Below are 15,359 nucleotides of genomic sequence, written 5' to 3'. Positions count from 1 at the left end.
TGTTGTATAAAAGTTATTTCAATTAATGTATACAGCAAATATATTTATTTTTGATAACTTTTTAATTAAATATAAATTAATATTATAGCGATATCAATTAATTTAAAATAAATTGTCAAGCAATATGAAAATTTTAAGATTAAAAAGATTTATTAATTAGATTTAATTTTTTGATAAAAGTTTTAGAAAATTTTCTATAAAGCTTAATCTTTCTTCAGCTGTTTTCGTAATTTTGGTTATAAGTAAATCCTGATCTTTTGATAATTTAAAATCCATAGGTTTACTTTGAATAGCTTTTATTAGTAAAGAAGGGTCAAATTTTAATGGTGTTGAAAATGCTATTTTGCCACTAGTGTTGAACATTTTAATTTGTTTGATTCCTAGTTTTATAGCATCTAATCTAATATGAGCAACTTTTAGTAAATATTGCACTTCTAAAGGAAGTAGTCCAAAACGATCAATAAGTTCAATTTTTATATCTATTAATTGTTTATGATCTGCCTTAGATATTCTTTTGTAAATATTTAATCTAGTATTTACATCATTAACATAATCATCTGTTATAAGAGTAGGGATATTTAACTCAACTTCACAAGTATTAGCATTTATAAGCTCTTCAACATTTAATTCTTTACCAGCTTTTATATTGGCAATAGTTTTATCTAATAGCTCCATATATAGGTTTAGACCAATGCCATCAATGTTTCCACTTTGCTCTTTACCTAATATCTCACCAGCTCCACGAATTTCTAAATCATGATTAGCAAGCATAAAGCCACCTCCAAGAGAGTCTGTAGAGTCTATTGCATCTAACCTTTTCTTGGCATCTTTTGTAATGCTAGCTTCATCAGAAATTAGTAAATAGGCATATGCTTGGTGATGTGATCTTCCGACGCGGCCTCTTAGCTGATGTAATTGAGCAAGGCCAAATTTATTAGCATTTTCTATAATAAGAGTATTAGCATTTGGAATATCTATACCAGTTTCAATAATAGTTGTACAAAGCAATATATGATATTTGTTATGCTTAAAATCAAACATAACTTTTTGAATTTCTCTTTCACTCATTTGTCCATGAGCAACTGTAATCCTACACTTTGGAAACATTTCTTCTAGGATTTCTTTTTTCTTTTGAATAGTTTCAACATGATTATGAAGATAAAATATTTGTCCACCACGCATAGTCTCTCTAAGGACAGCTTCTCTAACTATATTATTATCATATTCTTTAACAAAAGTTTTTACAGATAATCTTTTAGCAGGAGGAGAGGCTATTATAGAAAGATCTCTAAGTGATGAAAAAGCCATGCTCAAACTTCTTGGGATAGGTGTGGCTGACATTGTTAAAATATCTATTTCGGCTTTTAAAGCTTTTAGTTTCTCTTTTTGATCAACTCCAAAACGATGTTCTTCATCTATTATTAGTAAACCTAAATTCTTGAATTTAATTTTAGAGGAGATAAGTTTATGTGTTCCAATAATAATATCGACATTACCCTTCTCTAAATCTTCAAATAACTCTTCTTGTTTTTTTGCTGTTTTTGAGCGAGTAATAACTTCTATATTTACAGCGGTATTAGCAAATCGATCTCTAAAATTATTATAATGCTGTTGGGCTAATATTGTAGTAGGTACAAGTATAGCTACTTGCTTCTGATTATGAGTTGCTAAGAAAGCGGCTCTCATTGCTACTTCTGTTTTACCAAAACCAACATCTCCACAGATTAATCTGTCCATTGGCTTACTTGCTATCATATCTTTAAAAACATCAGAGATAGCTTTTTGTTGATCTAAAGTTTCTTCATATGGAAAATCAGCACAAAATCTAAGATACTCTTGTTCATCAAGATGATTCGAGAAACCTTGTTTTAATTCTCTTTTTGCGTAAATTTCTAATAAATTAGCAGCAACATCAATAATTCTTTTTATAGCCTTATCTTTTTGCTTGCTCCATTTATCAGTGCCTAATTTATTTAAAGCAATATTATCTGTAATAGATGAGTTATATATACTTATTAAATTTAAAGATGTTACAGGAACATAGATTTTTGCATTATCAGCATATTTTAGTAATATAAACTCATCTTTCTTGTTATTAATCTCTAGGGTTTCTAAACCTTCATATTTTCCAATTCCATAGTTAATATGGACTATATGCATACCTTTTTTTAAATCTGTTAAGTCTTTTAAATCAACAGTAGGTAAGTCATCAAAATCTTTAGATCTAGCTATAGTCTTAGTATGTTCTGGAAAAAGCTCTGACTCTGTAATGATTACTATTTTATCAGCTATGATAATACCTTCTTGAAAAGGCGAATATATAAGAGAGTATTTACTGTCTGAATTTAGTGCATCATCTAAACTTTTAAAATTAGATAGTTTTAACCCTATTTTTTTGAGATGCTCTTGAAGAATCTCTCCTCTTCCTAAGGTATCTGTTGAAAATACTATCTTTTCAAAGGATTTATTATTTAAAAAATTTTGTAAGTTATTAAATGGTTTATTTAGTTTATAGTTTGCATTTATATTTGGTAAATTATTGATAGGCAAAACTTTTGATTTACTAATATCATTTTCTAACCATTTTATTATTTTATAATTTTTAAGGTTTTCTTGTATATTCTCTAGAGTTAAGAAAAGTTCTCTATATTCTAAAATCGGTCTATCAATATCTATACTAAGTTGTTTGTATCTATTTTTAACTTCTTCAGTAAAAGCATTAATAGAGCTATAAATATCACCAAATAAATGGATATTTAAATTTTGAGGTAAATAGTCGAATATACTTTCTAATTTTCTATAAAATAATGGAGTATAGAATTCAATACCACTAAAAAACTCTTTGTTTTTGATATATTTTACTATACTACTGTCTCTTACTGTACTTCCAAAAACCTCTTCTAATTTATTTAGAGCAAGATTGATTGAATCATTATTGTAAATAATCTCATGAGTCGGGATTAAGCAAATTTCATCTATACTATTTGAAGATCTTTGAGTTTCTATATCTAACTCTTTTATGCTATCAACTTCGTCATCAAATAGGTCAATTCTATAAGGTACTTTTGATCCAATAGGATATATATCTATAATATTTCCACGAATACTAAATTCACCTTTTTCAAATACGTTATTAACAAAACTATATCCTAGATCAATAAGTTTAGATTTTTGTTTAGTGATATTAAAGGTATCGTTAACTTTTAAGATAAAGCTATTTTGTTCTAAAAATGTCTTTGGGGCTAATTTCTTTAAAATTGTAGAAATATTAGAGACTAAAATAGTATTTTTAGGATTATTTTCTAATTTGTATAATATTTTTTGTCTAGTAGATAAGATATCATTGGAAGCCGAAAATCTATCATAAGCAAGTATTTCTAAACTAGGAAAATATAATATTTCAAATTTAGAGTTTTTTGTTAGATATTTTAGCTCTTCATAGATTTTTGATGCTTGTTGAGAGTCTTCTGTAATTATAAAATGAAAATTATTATTACTTTTTATAAATTCCTTTATGAAAATACTAAAAGAAGGACCATAAGCATTAGAAATTATAGTGTCTTTAGAATTTATGGTATTAGGAATCATGTTTAAAGAAAGTTAAAGTATAAAAAAATAAGAATAATTAGTCTCTGTCACCAGCAATAGCGCCAAAGAATTGAAGTAGAGTAACGAAGATGTTAAATAAAGAAACATATATATTAACAGTAGCTAATATGTAGTTAGTTTCTTCACCTCTAACAATAGCATTTGTCTGCCATAATATAAAACCACCAGATATAAAAGCAAAAGCTATAGAAATAACAACAGATAACATAGGGACATGTAGAAATATGTTTAAAATCATTAATACAATAGCAACTAATGCGCCAATAGCACAGAATGAGCCTAGACGATTAAAGTTTCTTGCAGGGCTCATAGCTATTGCAGATAAACCTAAGAATATTGCACCAGTTGAACCAAGAGCCATCGCTATAAGCTCTGCTCCATTTTTAAATGTAGCTATATACATACTTAAAATAGGACCTAGTGTATATCCTAGAAGACCAGTTAAAGCAAAAGTTAAAACTATTCCCATAGGAGAGTTTTTAGTTGCATTAATACCAAATAATAATCCTATATAAACTACAATCATAAGTAGAGGATTTATAAATCCAGCATCAGATTGCATTGCTATAAAAGCAGTAAAAGCACTAAAAAGTAAAGTCATAGATAGTAACCAATAAGTATTTCTAAGAACTTTATTAGCTCTAATTGCTGACTCTTGGCTTAAAGAATCTATAACTCTAGTATTATTTTCAAAATTATTCATTGTGTTTTCCTCATCTGAATTAATTCAATTTTAATATATTTAAATCGCTAATAATATAACATAAATAGCTTCTAAATTAAATAAGAGCTTTTAAGCGTATAGATATGAGATAAAGATTAAGGAAGAGAAAGTTAAAAATAAACAAGCAGTTATTGTAATTTCATTTTTACTTCCTGCAAGTAATTTACCTAAAGAGAAAAACACAGGGACGATAAATACATTAATTAATAATGATATAACTGTTGCTAGTATAAACATTATTAAGCTTATTGTTTTTCCTACAAATACTACAGCAACCGCAAGTAAGAGGATTTTAAAAACTTCTATATAAAATATTAGTTTAATAAGCTTTAAATTAGTTATGGAACTTATTTTTAGAGTTAATATCCGAGCTTTCCATGCAAAATATATTAATAAGCAGAAAATATATTCAACCGCTAGGAAAATAGATACGTTCGAGCTGGAGTTAATATGAAGATCTTTTAGATTAAGCTCATATTTTAAAAATGTTAAGTAGATAATTTTATTAATTATTATTATAAATAAACAAAAATAAATATATTTTAAAAGTTTTTTCCCATCTTCTTTATTATTTATTAATGTTAAAGTGGTGAGTATTATTAGTGCGATTGGGAAAACTGCCATATTAAACAAACTAAATATAGCTAAATTATTTAAGTAATAAAGAACTATTAATGAAAAAGCGATATATATAGTAAATACTCCATATACACTTATATTAAATCTCTCTGTTTTATTATTTAATGAAGTATTTAATTTATAGCTATATTTTAGGAAAAAAATAAGAGTAAAAAATATAACAATAAAATAGAAAACTCTAAAGTCAAATAATGTTTTTACAAAAAAATAGTGAATAACATCACCAATGATGACACCTAGTATAATGCTAGAAAAAAAACCTAAAAAGCCGTAAAGTCTCCTAGAATCTGCCTTTAGATAGAAAGAGCTTAAACTAAATAAAAGATTAGATATAACAACTGTTAAGCCAACAGCAAATACAGCCAGTCCAAAAATATGTATGTTATGTATAGTTGAAAAAAGTAAAGCGACCATTATAAACTGTAGACCATGAATAATTGATTTATTTGACCCTAGTAAGTAGTTACTTATACATCCAAAAGTAGCAGCAAAAAATATTACAAAAAAATAATCTCCACGAGTATAAAATATCCCAACTTCACTATAGATATTAAGTAAAGACATAAATGGATCTATGCCAGTTGAGACGCATAAAGTAATAATGGCAATTATATGTAGCCCTTGAGGCTGGCTAAAATATATGTTGCTATGAGCTTTATTACTTACTATTTGTCTTTCCATAGAGTTATTCTTTTAATACCTTTTCTAAATTAGCTACGTAATCTTTTTCATTTGGAATGGTGTTATATTTTTGAGACTTCCAAATTTCTTCAGCAAGATGATCCATCATAATATGATGAACTTTATGCTCATCTTTATACTTTTCTACAAGTTTATTATAAATGTTTCTAATTTCCAAAGGTCTATTAGTTTGGTATTGCTCTATTATTGCTAAATGAAGACTCATATGTAGGAAAGGATTTACTTGACCACTTTCAGGAGAATAATCTGTATCTATATTTTTTTCAGTTAGCATTGATTGATATTCAGGGTGTTTTTCTATAATTCTAACTATCTGCTCTTCTAGAGGGGTAAGAACTTTCTTATTTTGAAATTTCTGCCAACTGGATATGTATAGCATACGTAATTCATTTCTATCTTGAGAGAATATCATATGTATTTTTCCTTATCTTTATATTCGCAGTATTCAAAAATAACACAATTTATACATTTTGGTTTTTGAGCTGTGCAGATATATCTGCCATGTAGTATTAACCAATGGTGAGCATCTTTTAAATATTCTTTAGGTATTACTTTTAATAGCTTTTTTTCAACCTCAACTACATTTTTACCTTTAGCTATTGGAATTCGATTAGCTAGTCGAAAAATATGAGTATCGACAGCCATTGTTGGTTCTCCAAAAGCTGTATTTAAAATAACATTTGCGGTTTTTCTACCGACTCCAGGTAAAGATACTAAATCATCCATATTATTAGGAACTATGCTATTAAATTTATTGATTAAGATTTTACATGTATGTATAACGTTTTTTGCTTTAGTCTTATATAAACCAATTGATTTTATATATTCAGCAAGCTTCTCATATCCTAAGTTGTAAATTTGTTCTGGAGTGTTTGCTATCTTATATAATACCGCTGTAGCTTTATTAACACTAACATCTGTTGCTTGAGCAGATAATATAACAGCAATTAAAAGTTCAAAAGTAGAGGAATATTCTAACTCTGTAGTTGGACTTGGGTTATGCTCTTTTAATGTTTCGAAGATTTTGATTCTTTTTTCTTTATTCATTAGTGTTTTTTTTCTTATTTCTAAATTTAGCTAATGATGCGGCAATATATGCTTTTTTATCCATATCTTCTGCAGATGCGATGCTTTTATATGTATCTCTTTGCTTTTCTTTTGTTTGTAACTGTTTTTGTTTATGAAAAATATATCTATCTCTAAAGTGATTTTTTTGTTCAGTATATTGTTCATCTGTTAGTTTTTCTGGTTGTTTATTTTCAGCTAATTCAACTAGAGATATACAATCCATAGGGCAGGGCTCTATACATAGCTCACAACCTGTACACTCTGATTCTATGATCGTATGCATTAATTTTTTTGCTCCAACAATAGCATCAACAGGGCAAGCAAGTATACATTTAGTACAGCCTATACATAAATCTTCATCAATCTTTGCTATTGCTCTAGGTTTCTCTAAACCTAAAGATTCATCAAGAGGAATTTCTTTTTTATTAAGGAGTTTAGATAGCTCTTTTATTGTTTTTTTTCCACCAGTAATACATTTGTTATGAGTGTCGCCATTAGTTATAGCTTTTGCATAATTATAACAGTCATCATAGCCACATTTTGTACACTGTGTTTGTGGAAGGACTTTATCTATAGCTTCAATTGATATAATCATTTTTACACTTATTAATATAATTTAATGTTTGTTTTTTCTTCTATACCTTTAAGGTACTTCTCTACATTAACAGGTATTTTAACTAAGTCTTTCATTATAGTAATTAAACTTAAAAAAGGGAAAATATTAATATCATCCCAAGAAAATTTATCGCCATTAATAAAAGGATAATTTATATATTTATCTATTTTATCAAGTAAAGTCTGTACTTCTAAAATAATTTCTTTGGGAGGATTTTTGTATAGTTCATCCATATCACCAATATAAGAGCTCTTTTTGTTAATGAAATAATTTTTAGCACTTTGGGTTGGAAAGTCTTTTTTATTGTTAAGGTGGTAAGGAACTCTTGAATAAGTAATTTTTTTAGAGATATTCTGAAGTTCAGAAATTAAGTTTTTCAATTCTATATTATTTTGACTAGTAGCTATATTAAAGTTTTGTAATCTAGATATATATTCACAAATATCATTACTTTCCTTTAAAAATTCACCATCATCTTTCTCTATAAAAGGTACTTGTTTAGAGCCTATTTTATCTACATGAGCTTTTTCATCATCATTTGCTAATATTACTGTCTCATATTTTAGATTGCTTAGATCAGCAACAAGTCTAGTTTTGATACAGTAAGGGCAGTGATTATAAATATACATTTTCATGTGTTTAAAAGAAGCAGAATATTATTTATTAATTTGCCAATTATAGCATTTATAAGAAAGAAGTATAAAGTATAGATTATAAAGGATTTTGAGGCTTGAATGTTCTCTTTGCAGCTTCTTGATCTAATAAATACAAACCAGCATCTTTAACTAGTTTGATTTTGTTTATCATATCACAAACGTTAGCTTCTTCTTCAACTTGCTCATCTATAAACCATTGTAAGAAACTTTTTGTAGCATGCTCTTTTTCTTCTAAAGCAATATCCATTATTTCATAAAACTTTCTAGTAACATCTGCTTCATGCTTTAAAGTTTCTTCAAAAACGTCTAAAAGTGAAGAGAATTTATTTCTAGGAGCATCAAAGCCTCTAACTTCTATACGACCACCTTTATCATTTATGAATTTCATCATTTTTTTTGCATGAAAAAGTTCTTCTTCATATTGAGCCATAAACCAATTTGTAAAACCACTTAGTCCTAAATCAGCAGTTGCACCAGCCATAGCTAAATAAATATGAGCCGATTCAATTTCATAGTTAAACTGGGCATTTAGAACATCTTCTAATTTTTTTGATAACATTTTTATTTCCTCTTAATCTAAATTTTTCTATCACAACCTAATAATTATAAAGGTTTCTGACATATTATTCAAAAATAAAATTTTATGTATATGATGTTTATAAAAACATGTTTATTTCTTATAATGTATTAAAAATTTATAAATAAACGAGTTTTCTTAAATTTATGAAAGAAATTTCTAATATCAAAATTAAAATTGAAAGTGGTTCTAAATATACTACAGAGCAGGGGTTTTCTGCAGTTAAAGATGGAATAAGAAATAAAAAAGAAAACTCTATACATATTAGAAAACCAGATTGGTTAAAAGTAGAAAAGCAAAATTCTAAAGAGTATTTAAAAGTAAAATCTATAACAAAGAAACATAAACTTTCTACTGTATGTGAAGAAGCTAAGTGTCCAAATATAAATGAGTGCTGGTCGCATGGTACAGCAACTATAATGCTTATGGGAAGCGTATGTACAAGAGCTTGTAAGTTTTGTTCTGTAGATACGGGTAACCCAAAGGGTTGGCTTGACAGAGAAGAACCTAAAAATGCTGCAGAAAGTGTTAAACTAATGGGTCTTGAATATGTTGTTTTAACATCTGTTGATAGAGATGATTTACTAGATGGTGGAGCACAACATTATGCAGACACAATTAATGAAATAAAAAAGCTTGATCCTAGTATAAAAGTAGAAGCTTTAACTCCTGATTTTGCTGGAGTTGAAAAAAGTATAGATAAGATTTTAAATACTAAAGTTGACGTAATAGCTCAGAATGTTGAAACAGTTGAAAGATTAACAAAACAAGTTAGAGATCCTAGAGCAGGTTACTGGCAAACATTTGATTTTCTAAAATATGTAAAAGAAAAAAATCCTAATGTACTTACAAAAACTAGTATTATGGTAGGGTTAGGAGAGACTGATGAAGAGATATATCAAACGATGGATGATGCTATAAAGTCTAAAGTTGATATAATAACTCTTGGTCAATATATGCAGCCAACAAAAAGTCACCTAAGTGTACAAAGATTTGTAACACCTCAACTATTTGAAGAATATAGAAGAGTAGGATTAAGTAAGGGCTTTTTAGAAGTTGCATCTGGACCTATGGTTAGGTCAAGCTATAGGGCCGATAGAGTATTCAAAAGAAATAACTTAGATTTAACAAATTAAGGTGAGTGAAATATGGCAAAAGTAGCGGTAGTACTTTCTGGCTGTGGATATTTAGACGGGTCAGAAATTCATGAGGCTGTTTTAACATTATTATATCTAGAAAAGCAAGGAGTGGAGTGGCAGTGTCTAGCTCTTAATGAAGAGCAAAAGCATGTAGTAAATCATATTACTCAAGCTGTAGATGCAAAAGCTTCTCCACGTAATGTTTTAGAAGAATCAGCAAGAATAGCTAGAGGTAATATAGTAGATATTGCAACAGCTGATAGTGATGATTATGATGCTGTAATATTTCCTGGTGGATTTGGAGCTGCTAAAAATATTTTAGATTTTGCTTTTGTTGGAAATGAAACATATAAGATGAATGAAGATGTCCTTAAATTTGCAAGATCTTTTTATTTAGCAGATAAACCAGCTGGTTACATATGTATAGCTCCTATGATGATTCCTTTAATATATCCAGAAGGGACTAAGGCAACAATAGGTACTGATGAAAGCACAGCAGAGATATTAGAAAAGAAAGGGGCAAAGCATATACCTACTCTAGCAACTGATATTTGTGTTGATGAAACCGTTAAATTAGTTTCTACTCCAGCTTATATGTGTGCAAAAAATATTTTAGAGGCTTCTCAAGGAATAGAGAAGTTAGTTCAAAAAGTTGTTAGTTTTATATAATTTTTAGGTGAGAATATGGCTGGTCATAGTAAATGGGCAAACATTAAACATAAAAAAGCAAAAGAAGATGCTAAAAGAGGTAAGGTTTTTACTAAGCTTATTAGAGAGATCACTGTAGCATCTAGACTTGGTGGCGGTGATAAAGACTCTAATCCTAGGTTAAGAGCCGCAGTAGCAACAGCATTAGCTAATAATATGAGTAAAGATACTATTGAGCGTGCTATTAAAAAAGGTGCTGGTGGTGAAGAGGGTGGAAATTTAGAAGAAGTAAGATATGAAGGTTATGGTCCAGGCGGTGTAGCTATCTTAGTTGACTGTATGACTGATAACCGTAACCGTACTGTTGGTGAAGTTCGTCATGCCTTTACAAAACATAGTGGTAACTTAGGAACGGATGGTTCAGTATCATATATGTTTAATAAAAAAGGCATTATCTCTTTTATCGAAGGTGTTGATGAGGATACTTTGATGGAAGTGGCATTAGAGGTCGGTGCTGAAGATGTGATAGCACATGATGATGGCTCTATAGATGTGATCACAACTCCTCAAGAGTTTTCTGATGTACAAGAAGCTTTAGTTGAAAAGGGCTTTAATGCTGAATCAGCAGAAATAACTTTTGATGCTGATATTAAAGCTGACCTTGATTTAGAAACAGCAGAAAAAATCATTGCTCTTATTGATAGGCTGGAAGATCTTGATGATGTACAAAATGTTTATTCTAATGCTAATTTTTCTCAAGAAGTATTAGAGCAGCTCTCTTAGGATGTTCTAATAAAATGGTTATATTGGGTATAGACCCAGGTTCTCGAATCACTGGTTTTGGCGTAATAAAATCTTTTGAAAATAAGCTTTACTACGTTGCTAGTGGTTGTATCCGTGTTACAGAAAAAGAAACTGCTAATAGACTAAAGCAAGTTGCCGATGGTATAAATGAAGTTATAAAAATATACTCACCGACAGAGGCAGCTATAGAACAAATATTTATGTTTCAGAATCCTATGGGAGCTCTAAAGCTTGGTCAGGCTAGAGGAGTTGCTATGTGTACTTTGGCTAATAATCTTTTATCTGTTAGTGAGTATTCAGCTAAACAGGTTAAGCAAGCAGTAGTTGGTACTGGTGGAGCAGCTAAGTCACAGGTTCAGCACATGGTTCAATCATTGTTAGGGTTAAGTAAGAAGCCACAAGAGGACGCAGCAGATGCTTTAGCAGTTGCAATATGTCATTATCATAGTAGTAAAAGTTTAGCTAGATTAACAGGTGCTAGCAAAGTTACTAATAAACGAATAAAGTAGGATTAAACATGTCGATAATAATCATAGCTAATATTAAAGCTAAGAGTGATAAAATTAATTTTATAAAAGCAGAGCTTACTAAACTTATTGAACCCACGATGAGTGAGCCTGGTTGTTTGCAATATAAGCTGCATCAAGATAATGATAATATTACACATTTTCTTTTTTATGAAGAGTGGAAAACTAGAGAGTCTTGGGTAGAGCATTTAGAGAGTGAGCATATAGAAAAATTTAGATCAGCAACAGAAGGCTGTATTAAAGAATTTACTGTAAATGAAATGACATTAAAATCATAGTCTTAAGGTATATACCACATGATAGGTTTAATTAGAGGAAAACTTTTAGATAAAGATCCTACGATGCTATTAATAGATGTAAATGGGGTTGGTTATGAAGTTGCAGTACCGATGACAACTTTATACAAACTAGGCAACGTTGGGGAAGAAGTTACTCTTTATACTCATTTTGTTGTTAGAGAAGATGCTCAGCAACTTTATGGTTTTAAGTCAAAGCTTGATAAAAAAGTTTTCCAAGAGCTTATCAAAGTAAGTGGAGTAGGGGCTAGAACCGCAATAGCTATACTTTCAGGCATGGAGTGTAATACTTTACTTCATTGTATAGAAAATAAAGATTATGGACTTTTAGCAACTATTCCAGGTATTGGTAAAAAAACAGCAGAAAGATTAGTCATTGAGATATACGATAAGATGATAAAACTCTCTGGTGAAATATATGGCTCTTCACCAACAGCAGAAGGACTAACTGTGGCAACTACTTCTATAAGTGTTACAGAAATTCATATGCAAGGAAATAGTATTTTCTCAGAAGCCGTTGATGCACTATTAGTATTAGGTTATAAACAAAAAGAAGCTGAAAAAATGATTCGCTCTTCAATAAATGAATCAAAAAGTGTTGAGGAGGCTATACGTAAAGCTCTTCAAGGTTCAATAAAGTCTAGGAAATAATCTCATAATTTTTAGCTCGATTTGTTAAAGGATTTTTTGTTGCTCTATCTGCATACTTGTAATCAACAAATCTATTTAATAAATGAGGATCTCTATGCTCTGGAATACCGAGTCTAGTAGTTGAAATAATTTTATTTGGTTTGTATCCGGAGTCAGCAATAAATAGATCATTATTAAAAGTCTTCTGATCCCAATCTTTTACTTTAATATTTAATGCTTTGCAAAGTAGCGTTTGTCCTGAGAGGAGTTTTCCTATATCTCTTACTTTATTATTTACACGAGGATTTAGTTCTAACATTGTATTAATCATTTCTTTATTATTTATAGCCTCTGGAAAAATAATTGCTGATTTTATAAGAACAGCCGCACCATCGCCTTTTGCAGAAATGTTAAGAGAGTCATAACCTCTAGAGTAGTACATATAGATTGTGCCAGCTGGCATAAACATAGCTTTGCGCTTTTCTGTATATCCTAAAGAGCTATGGCTTGCTTTATCATCGATATTATAAGCTTCAGTCTCAATGATTTGAGCTTGTAAAAGCAAGTTATTGTATTTTCTACAGATTACTTTACCTATTAAATCTATAGATAAAGCTTTGGCATCTTTATTAAAAAAATCTGTATCTAATTTAAGCATCTATGATTTTATAAAATATCTATTGCATATGAATACTACAATTATGGTAATAAACAATCAATAAATTAACCTTTATATGGCGTTGGCTAAGTATATAAATCCATAAGTATGTTAATATTGAGCATAGATGACTTTTCTATTAAATTTTAGAGGCTATTATTTTGATTTCGATAGGTAAATACCACAATTTAAAAGTTTTGGATAAAAAAGCTAACTATATAATTCTTGATGCTTTAGAGCTGGGTGAAGCAATATTACCAGTGTCTGAAGGACAGAACTTAGAAACAGGGGATAATGTACAAGTTTTTTTATATCATAATTCTAATTCTGGACTAGTAGCTACTATGAAAAGTGGTATATCAGCAGTCGGAGAAGTCGCTTACTTAACAGTTAAAAGTATTGGTAAAATAGGTGCTTTTTTAGACTGGGGATTAGATAAAGATCTTTTTGTACCATTAGCTGAACAGCATAGACCATTTGAAGAAGGAAAATCTTATTTAGTATATTTGTATTTAGATAAGATTAGTGGACGAATCACAGCGTCATCTAAGATAAATAAATTTATAAAGGATTATGCAGAGGGTGATCTAGAAGCTAATCAAGAGGTAAATCTTATTATTGCCAACTCAACAACTATTGGTTATAAAGCAATTATAAATAATACTTACTGGGGAGTGCTTTACAGCTCTGAAGTTTTCACAAGATTAAGCTTTGGGCAATCTATAAAGGGTTATATCAAAAACGTTCGTGATGATGGTCGTATAGATTTATCTTTACAGCTAGTACATAAAGACTTGGATAAAAATGCTAGCTTGATTGAAGATTATCTAGAGACTCATAGAGGATTTGCACCATTTAATGATAAATCTGATCCAGAAGCAATAAAAAGACAGTTTGGTATAAGTAAACTAGCCTTTAAAAGAGCTATAGGAACTCTTTTGAAACAGCAGAAAATTTCAATAAAAGAAGATGGTATTTATTTAAATAATTGATTAATAATTCTATTTCTTATTTTTCTCACGAGCAGCTTCTCTAGCCTCTAGCTTCTTAGCTTTGTTTAATTTAGCTAGCTCTTTAGCTTCATCACCAACGTGTAGAAAACCTTTTTCTGCTGCTATTTGAGATTGCTTTTCACGTTCAGCAAAGCGAGCTTTTTGCTTTTCACTAGCTTTATCATAACAATGATGACAGCTTATACCCTTAACATATTCAGGACGTTTTTTATCTTCTTCTGTAATTGGCATACGACAAGCAAAACATTGGTCATAGCTACCTTTCTCAAGATCGTGGTTTACGGCAACTCTTGAGTCGAATACAAAACATTCACCTTTCCACATAGTTTCTTCTTTTGGTACTTCTTCTAAGTATTTTAAGATTCCTCCTTGTAGATGATAAACCTCATCAAAGCCTTTAGCTTTTAGTAGGGCGGTAGACTTTTCACATCTGATACCACCAGTACAAAACATAGCCACTTTTTTATGTTTTTTAGGATCTAAATTCTCGTCGACATACTCAGGAAAGTCACGAAAGTTTTCTGTGTGAGGATTTACAGCATTTTTAAATGTGCCAATCTCTATCTCATATTCATTACGAGTATCTATAAGTAGAGTTTCAGGGTCAGAGATTAAAGCATTCCAGTCTTTTGGCTTTACATATTTGCCACAAACTTTATTTGGATCAATCTCATCAACACCTAAAGTTACAATCTCTTTTTTTAGTTTAACTTTTGAGCGATAAAAAGGCATTTGCTCATGAAACGATTCTTTGTGATCAATATCTGCTAAACGAGAGTCTGACTTTAAATATTCTAATAAACTATTTATACCATCACGAGTTCCCGCAACAGTACCATTGATTCCTTCATTTGCTAAAAGTAGAGTCCCTTTAACATTATTCTTTATCATCACATCTAAAAGAGGCTGACGCATTGCCTCAAAGTCTTCTAATGTAACAAACTTATACATCGCACATACAACTATTTGTGACATATGTTTATCCAAGAAAATTATTTAATATTTTGAAAGTTGATATTATACATCATGTTGAAAATATTAAAATGGTTTTGA

Annotated in this window: 17 protein-coding genes; 7 read left to right on the top strand and 10 right to left on the bottom strand. The window is 29.7% G+C overall.

The features are described 5' to 3' along the window. Positions 1–162: 162 nt before the first annotated feature. The 8 genes from mfd to KX01_RS07310 form a co-directional block, all read right to left on the bottom strand. A complete protein-coding gene (mfd, locus tag KX01_RS07345) occupies positions 163–3,588 on the bottom strand; it encodes a transcription-repair coupling factor (protein WP_071664368.1) in 3,426 nt (1,141 codons plus the stop codon). Between the two features lie 37 nt (positions 3,589–3,625). Next, on the bottom strand, positions 3,626–4,312 hold the full coding sequence (locus tag KX01_RS07340; RefSeq protein WP_071664367.1) for a Bax inhibitor-1/YccA family protein: 687 nt from the start codon (positions 4,310–4,312) through the stop codon (positions 3,626–3,628). Positions 4,313–4,402: 90 nt separating this feature from the next. Further along, positions 4,403–5,653 (bottom strand): hypothetical protein, encoded by a 1,251-nt coding sequence (locus KX01_RS07335; RefSeq protein ID WP_071664366.1) that lies wholly within the window; start codon positions 5,651–5,653, stop codon positions 4,403–4,405. Between the two features lie 4 nt (positions 5,654–5,657). Continuing rightward, entirely contained in the window at positions 5,658–6,086 is a 429-nt protein-coding gene (locus KX01_RS07330; RefSeq protein WP_071664365.1) for a DUF1841 family protein, read from the bottom strand. Continuing rightward, positions 6,083–6,721: an endonuclease III gene (gene nth, locus KX01_RS07325; protein WP_071664364.1), complete on the bottom strand. Its 639-nt coding sequence runs from the start codon at positions 6,719–6,721 to the stop codon at positions 6,083–6,085. Before nth ends, KX01_RS07330 begins: the two co-directional genes overlap by 4 nt. Further along, positions 6,714–7,337, bottom strand: a complete 624-nt coding sequence (locus tag KX01_RS07320) for an RnfABCDGE type electron transport complex subunit B (protein ID WP_071664363.1) — start codon at positions 7,335–7,337, stop codon at positions 6,714–6,716. The genes nth and KX01_RS07320 overlap by 8 nt, the downstream gene beginning before the upstream one ends. Before the next feature lie 11 nt (positions 7,338–7,348). Further along, entirely contained in the window at positions 7,349–7,987 is a 639-nt protein-coding gene (gene grxB / locus KX01_RS07315) for a glutaredoxin 2 (RefSeq protein ID WP_232223322.1), read from the bottom strand. Positions 7,988–8,069: 82 nt separating this feature from the next. After that, positions 8,070–8,573 carry a ferritin gene (locus KX01_RS07310; RefSeq protein WP_071664361.1) on the bottom strand — a complete coding sequence of 168 codons (504 nt, stop codon included), beginning with the start codon at positions 8,571–8,573 and terminating at the stop codon, positions 8,070–8,072. Positions 8,574–8,737: 164 nt separating this feature from the next. Between KX01_RS07310 and lipA the strand changes: the two genes are divergently transcribed. Genes lipA through ruvA form a run of 6 tightly spaced genes read left to right on the top strand, consistent with a single transcriptional unit; the run spans position 8,738 to position 12,656 of the window. Then, positions 8,738–9,727, top strand: coding sequence for a lipoyl synthase (gene lipA, locus KX01_RS07305; RefSeq protein WP_071664360.1), 990 nt, complete (start codon positions 8,738–8,740; stop codon positions 9,725–9,727). Positions 9,728–9,739: 12 nt separating this feature from the next. Next, on the top strand, positions 9,740–10,399 hold the full coding sequence (gene elbB, locus KX01_RS07300; protein ID WP_071664359.1) for an isoprenoid biosynthesis glyoxalase ElbB: 660 nt from the start codon (positions 9,740–9,742) through the stop codon (positions 10,397–10,399). 15 nt (positions 10,400–10,414) lie between these two features. Next, positions 10,415–11,161 carry a YebC/PmpR family DNA-binding transcriptional regulator gene (locus KX01_RS07295; RefSeq protein ID WP_071664358.1) on the top strand — a complete coding sequence of 249 codons (747 nt, stop codon included), beginning with the start codon at positions 10,415–10,417 and terminating at the stop codon, positions 11,159–11,161. Positions 11,162–11,175: 14 nt separating this feature from the next. Further along, a complete protein-coding gene (gene ruvC, locus KX01_RS07290) occupies positions 11,176–11,691 on the top strand; it encodes a crossover junction endodeoxyribonuclease RuvC (protein WP_071664357.1) in 516 nt (171 codons plus the stop codon). A gap of 8 nt (positions 11,692–11,699) precedes the next feature. Further along, positions 11,700–11,987 carry a putative quinol monooxygenase gene (locus KX01_RS07285; RefSeq protein ID WP_071664356.1) on the top strand — a complete coding sequence of 96 codons (288 nt, stop codon included), beginning with the start codon at positions 11,700–11,702 and terminating at the stop codon, positions 11,985–11,987. Between the two features lie 18 nt (positions 11,988–12,005). Next, entirely contained in the window at positions 12,006–12,656 is a 651-nt protein-coding gene (gene ruvA, locus KX01_RS07280; RefSeq protein ID WP_071664355.1) for a Holliday junction branch migration protein RuvA, read from the top strand. Here ruvA and KX01_RS07275 read toward each other — a convergent pair. Continuing rightward, positions 12,646–13,293 (bottom strand): DNA-3-methyladenine glycosylase, encoded by a 648-nt coding sequence (locus KX01_RS07275; protein ID WP_071664354.1) that lies wholly within the window; start codon positions 13,291–13,293, stop codon positions 12,646–12,648. The two genes, ruvA and KX01_RS07275, sit on opposite strands and share 11 nt — an antisense overlap. Positions 13,294–13,454: 161 nt before the next feature. Here KX01_RS07275 and KX01_RS07270 point away from each other — a divergent pair, with 161 nt between their 5' ends. Beyond that, positions 13,455–14,285 carry a CvfB family protein gene (locus KX01_RS07270; protein ID WP_071664353.1) on the top strand — a complete coding sequence of 277 codons (831 nt, stop codon included), beginning with the start codon at positions 13,455–13,457 and terminating at the stop codon, positions 14,283–14,285. Positions 14,286–14,294: 9 nt separating this feature from the next. On the opposite strand, the gene trhO is transcribed toward KX01_RS07270, so the two are convergent. Next, complete coding sequence (trhO, locus tag KX01_RS07265; protein ID WP_071664352.1) at positions 14,295–15,281, bottom strand: oxygen-dependent tRNA uridine(34) hydroxylase TrhO; 987 nt, start codon at positions 15,279–15,281, stop codon at positions 14,295–14,297. Positions 15,282–15,359 lie beyond the last annotated feature (78 nt).

Source organism: Francisella frigiditurris, from assembly GCF_001880225.1.
GTDB classification, from domain to species: Bacteria; Pseudomonadota; Gammaproteobacteria; order Francisellales; family Francisellaceae; genus Francisella; species Francisella frigiditurris.
Note: the sequence above shows the minus strand (reverse complement) of the source record. Positions and strands in the feature narration are given on the sequence as shown.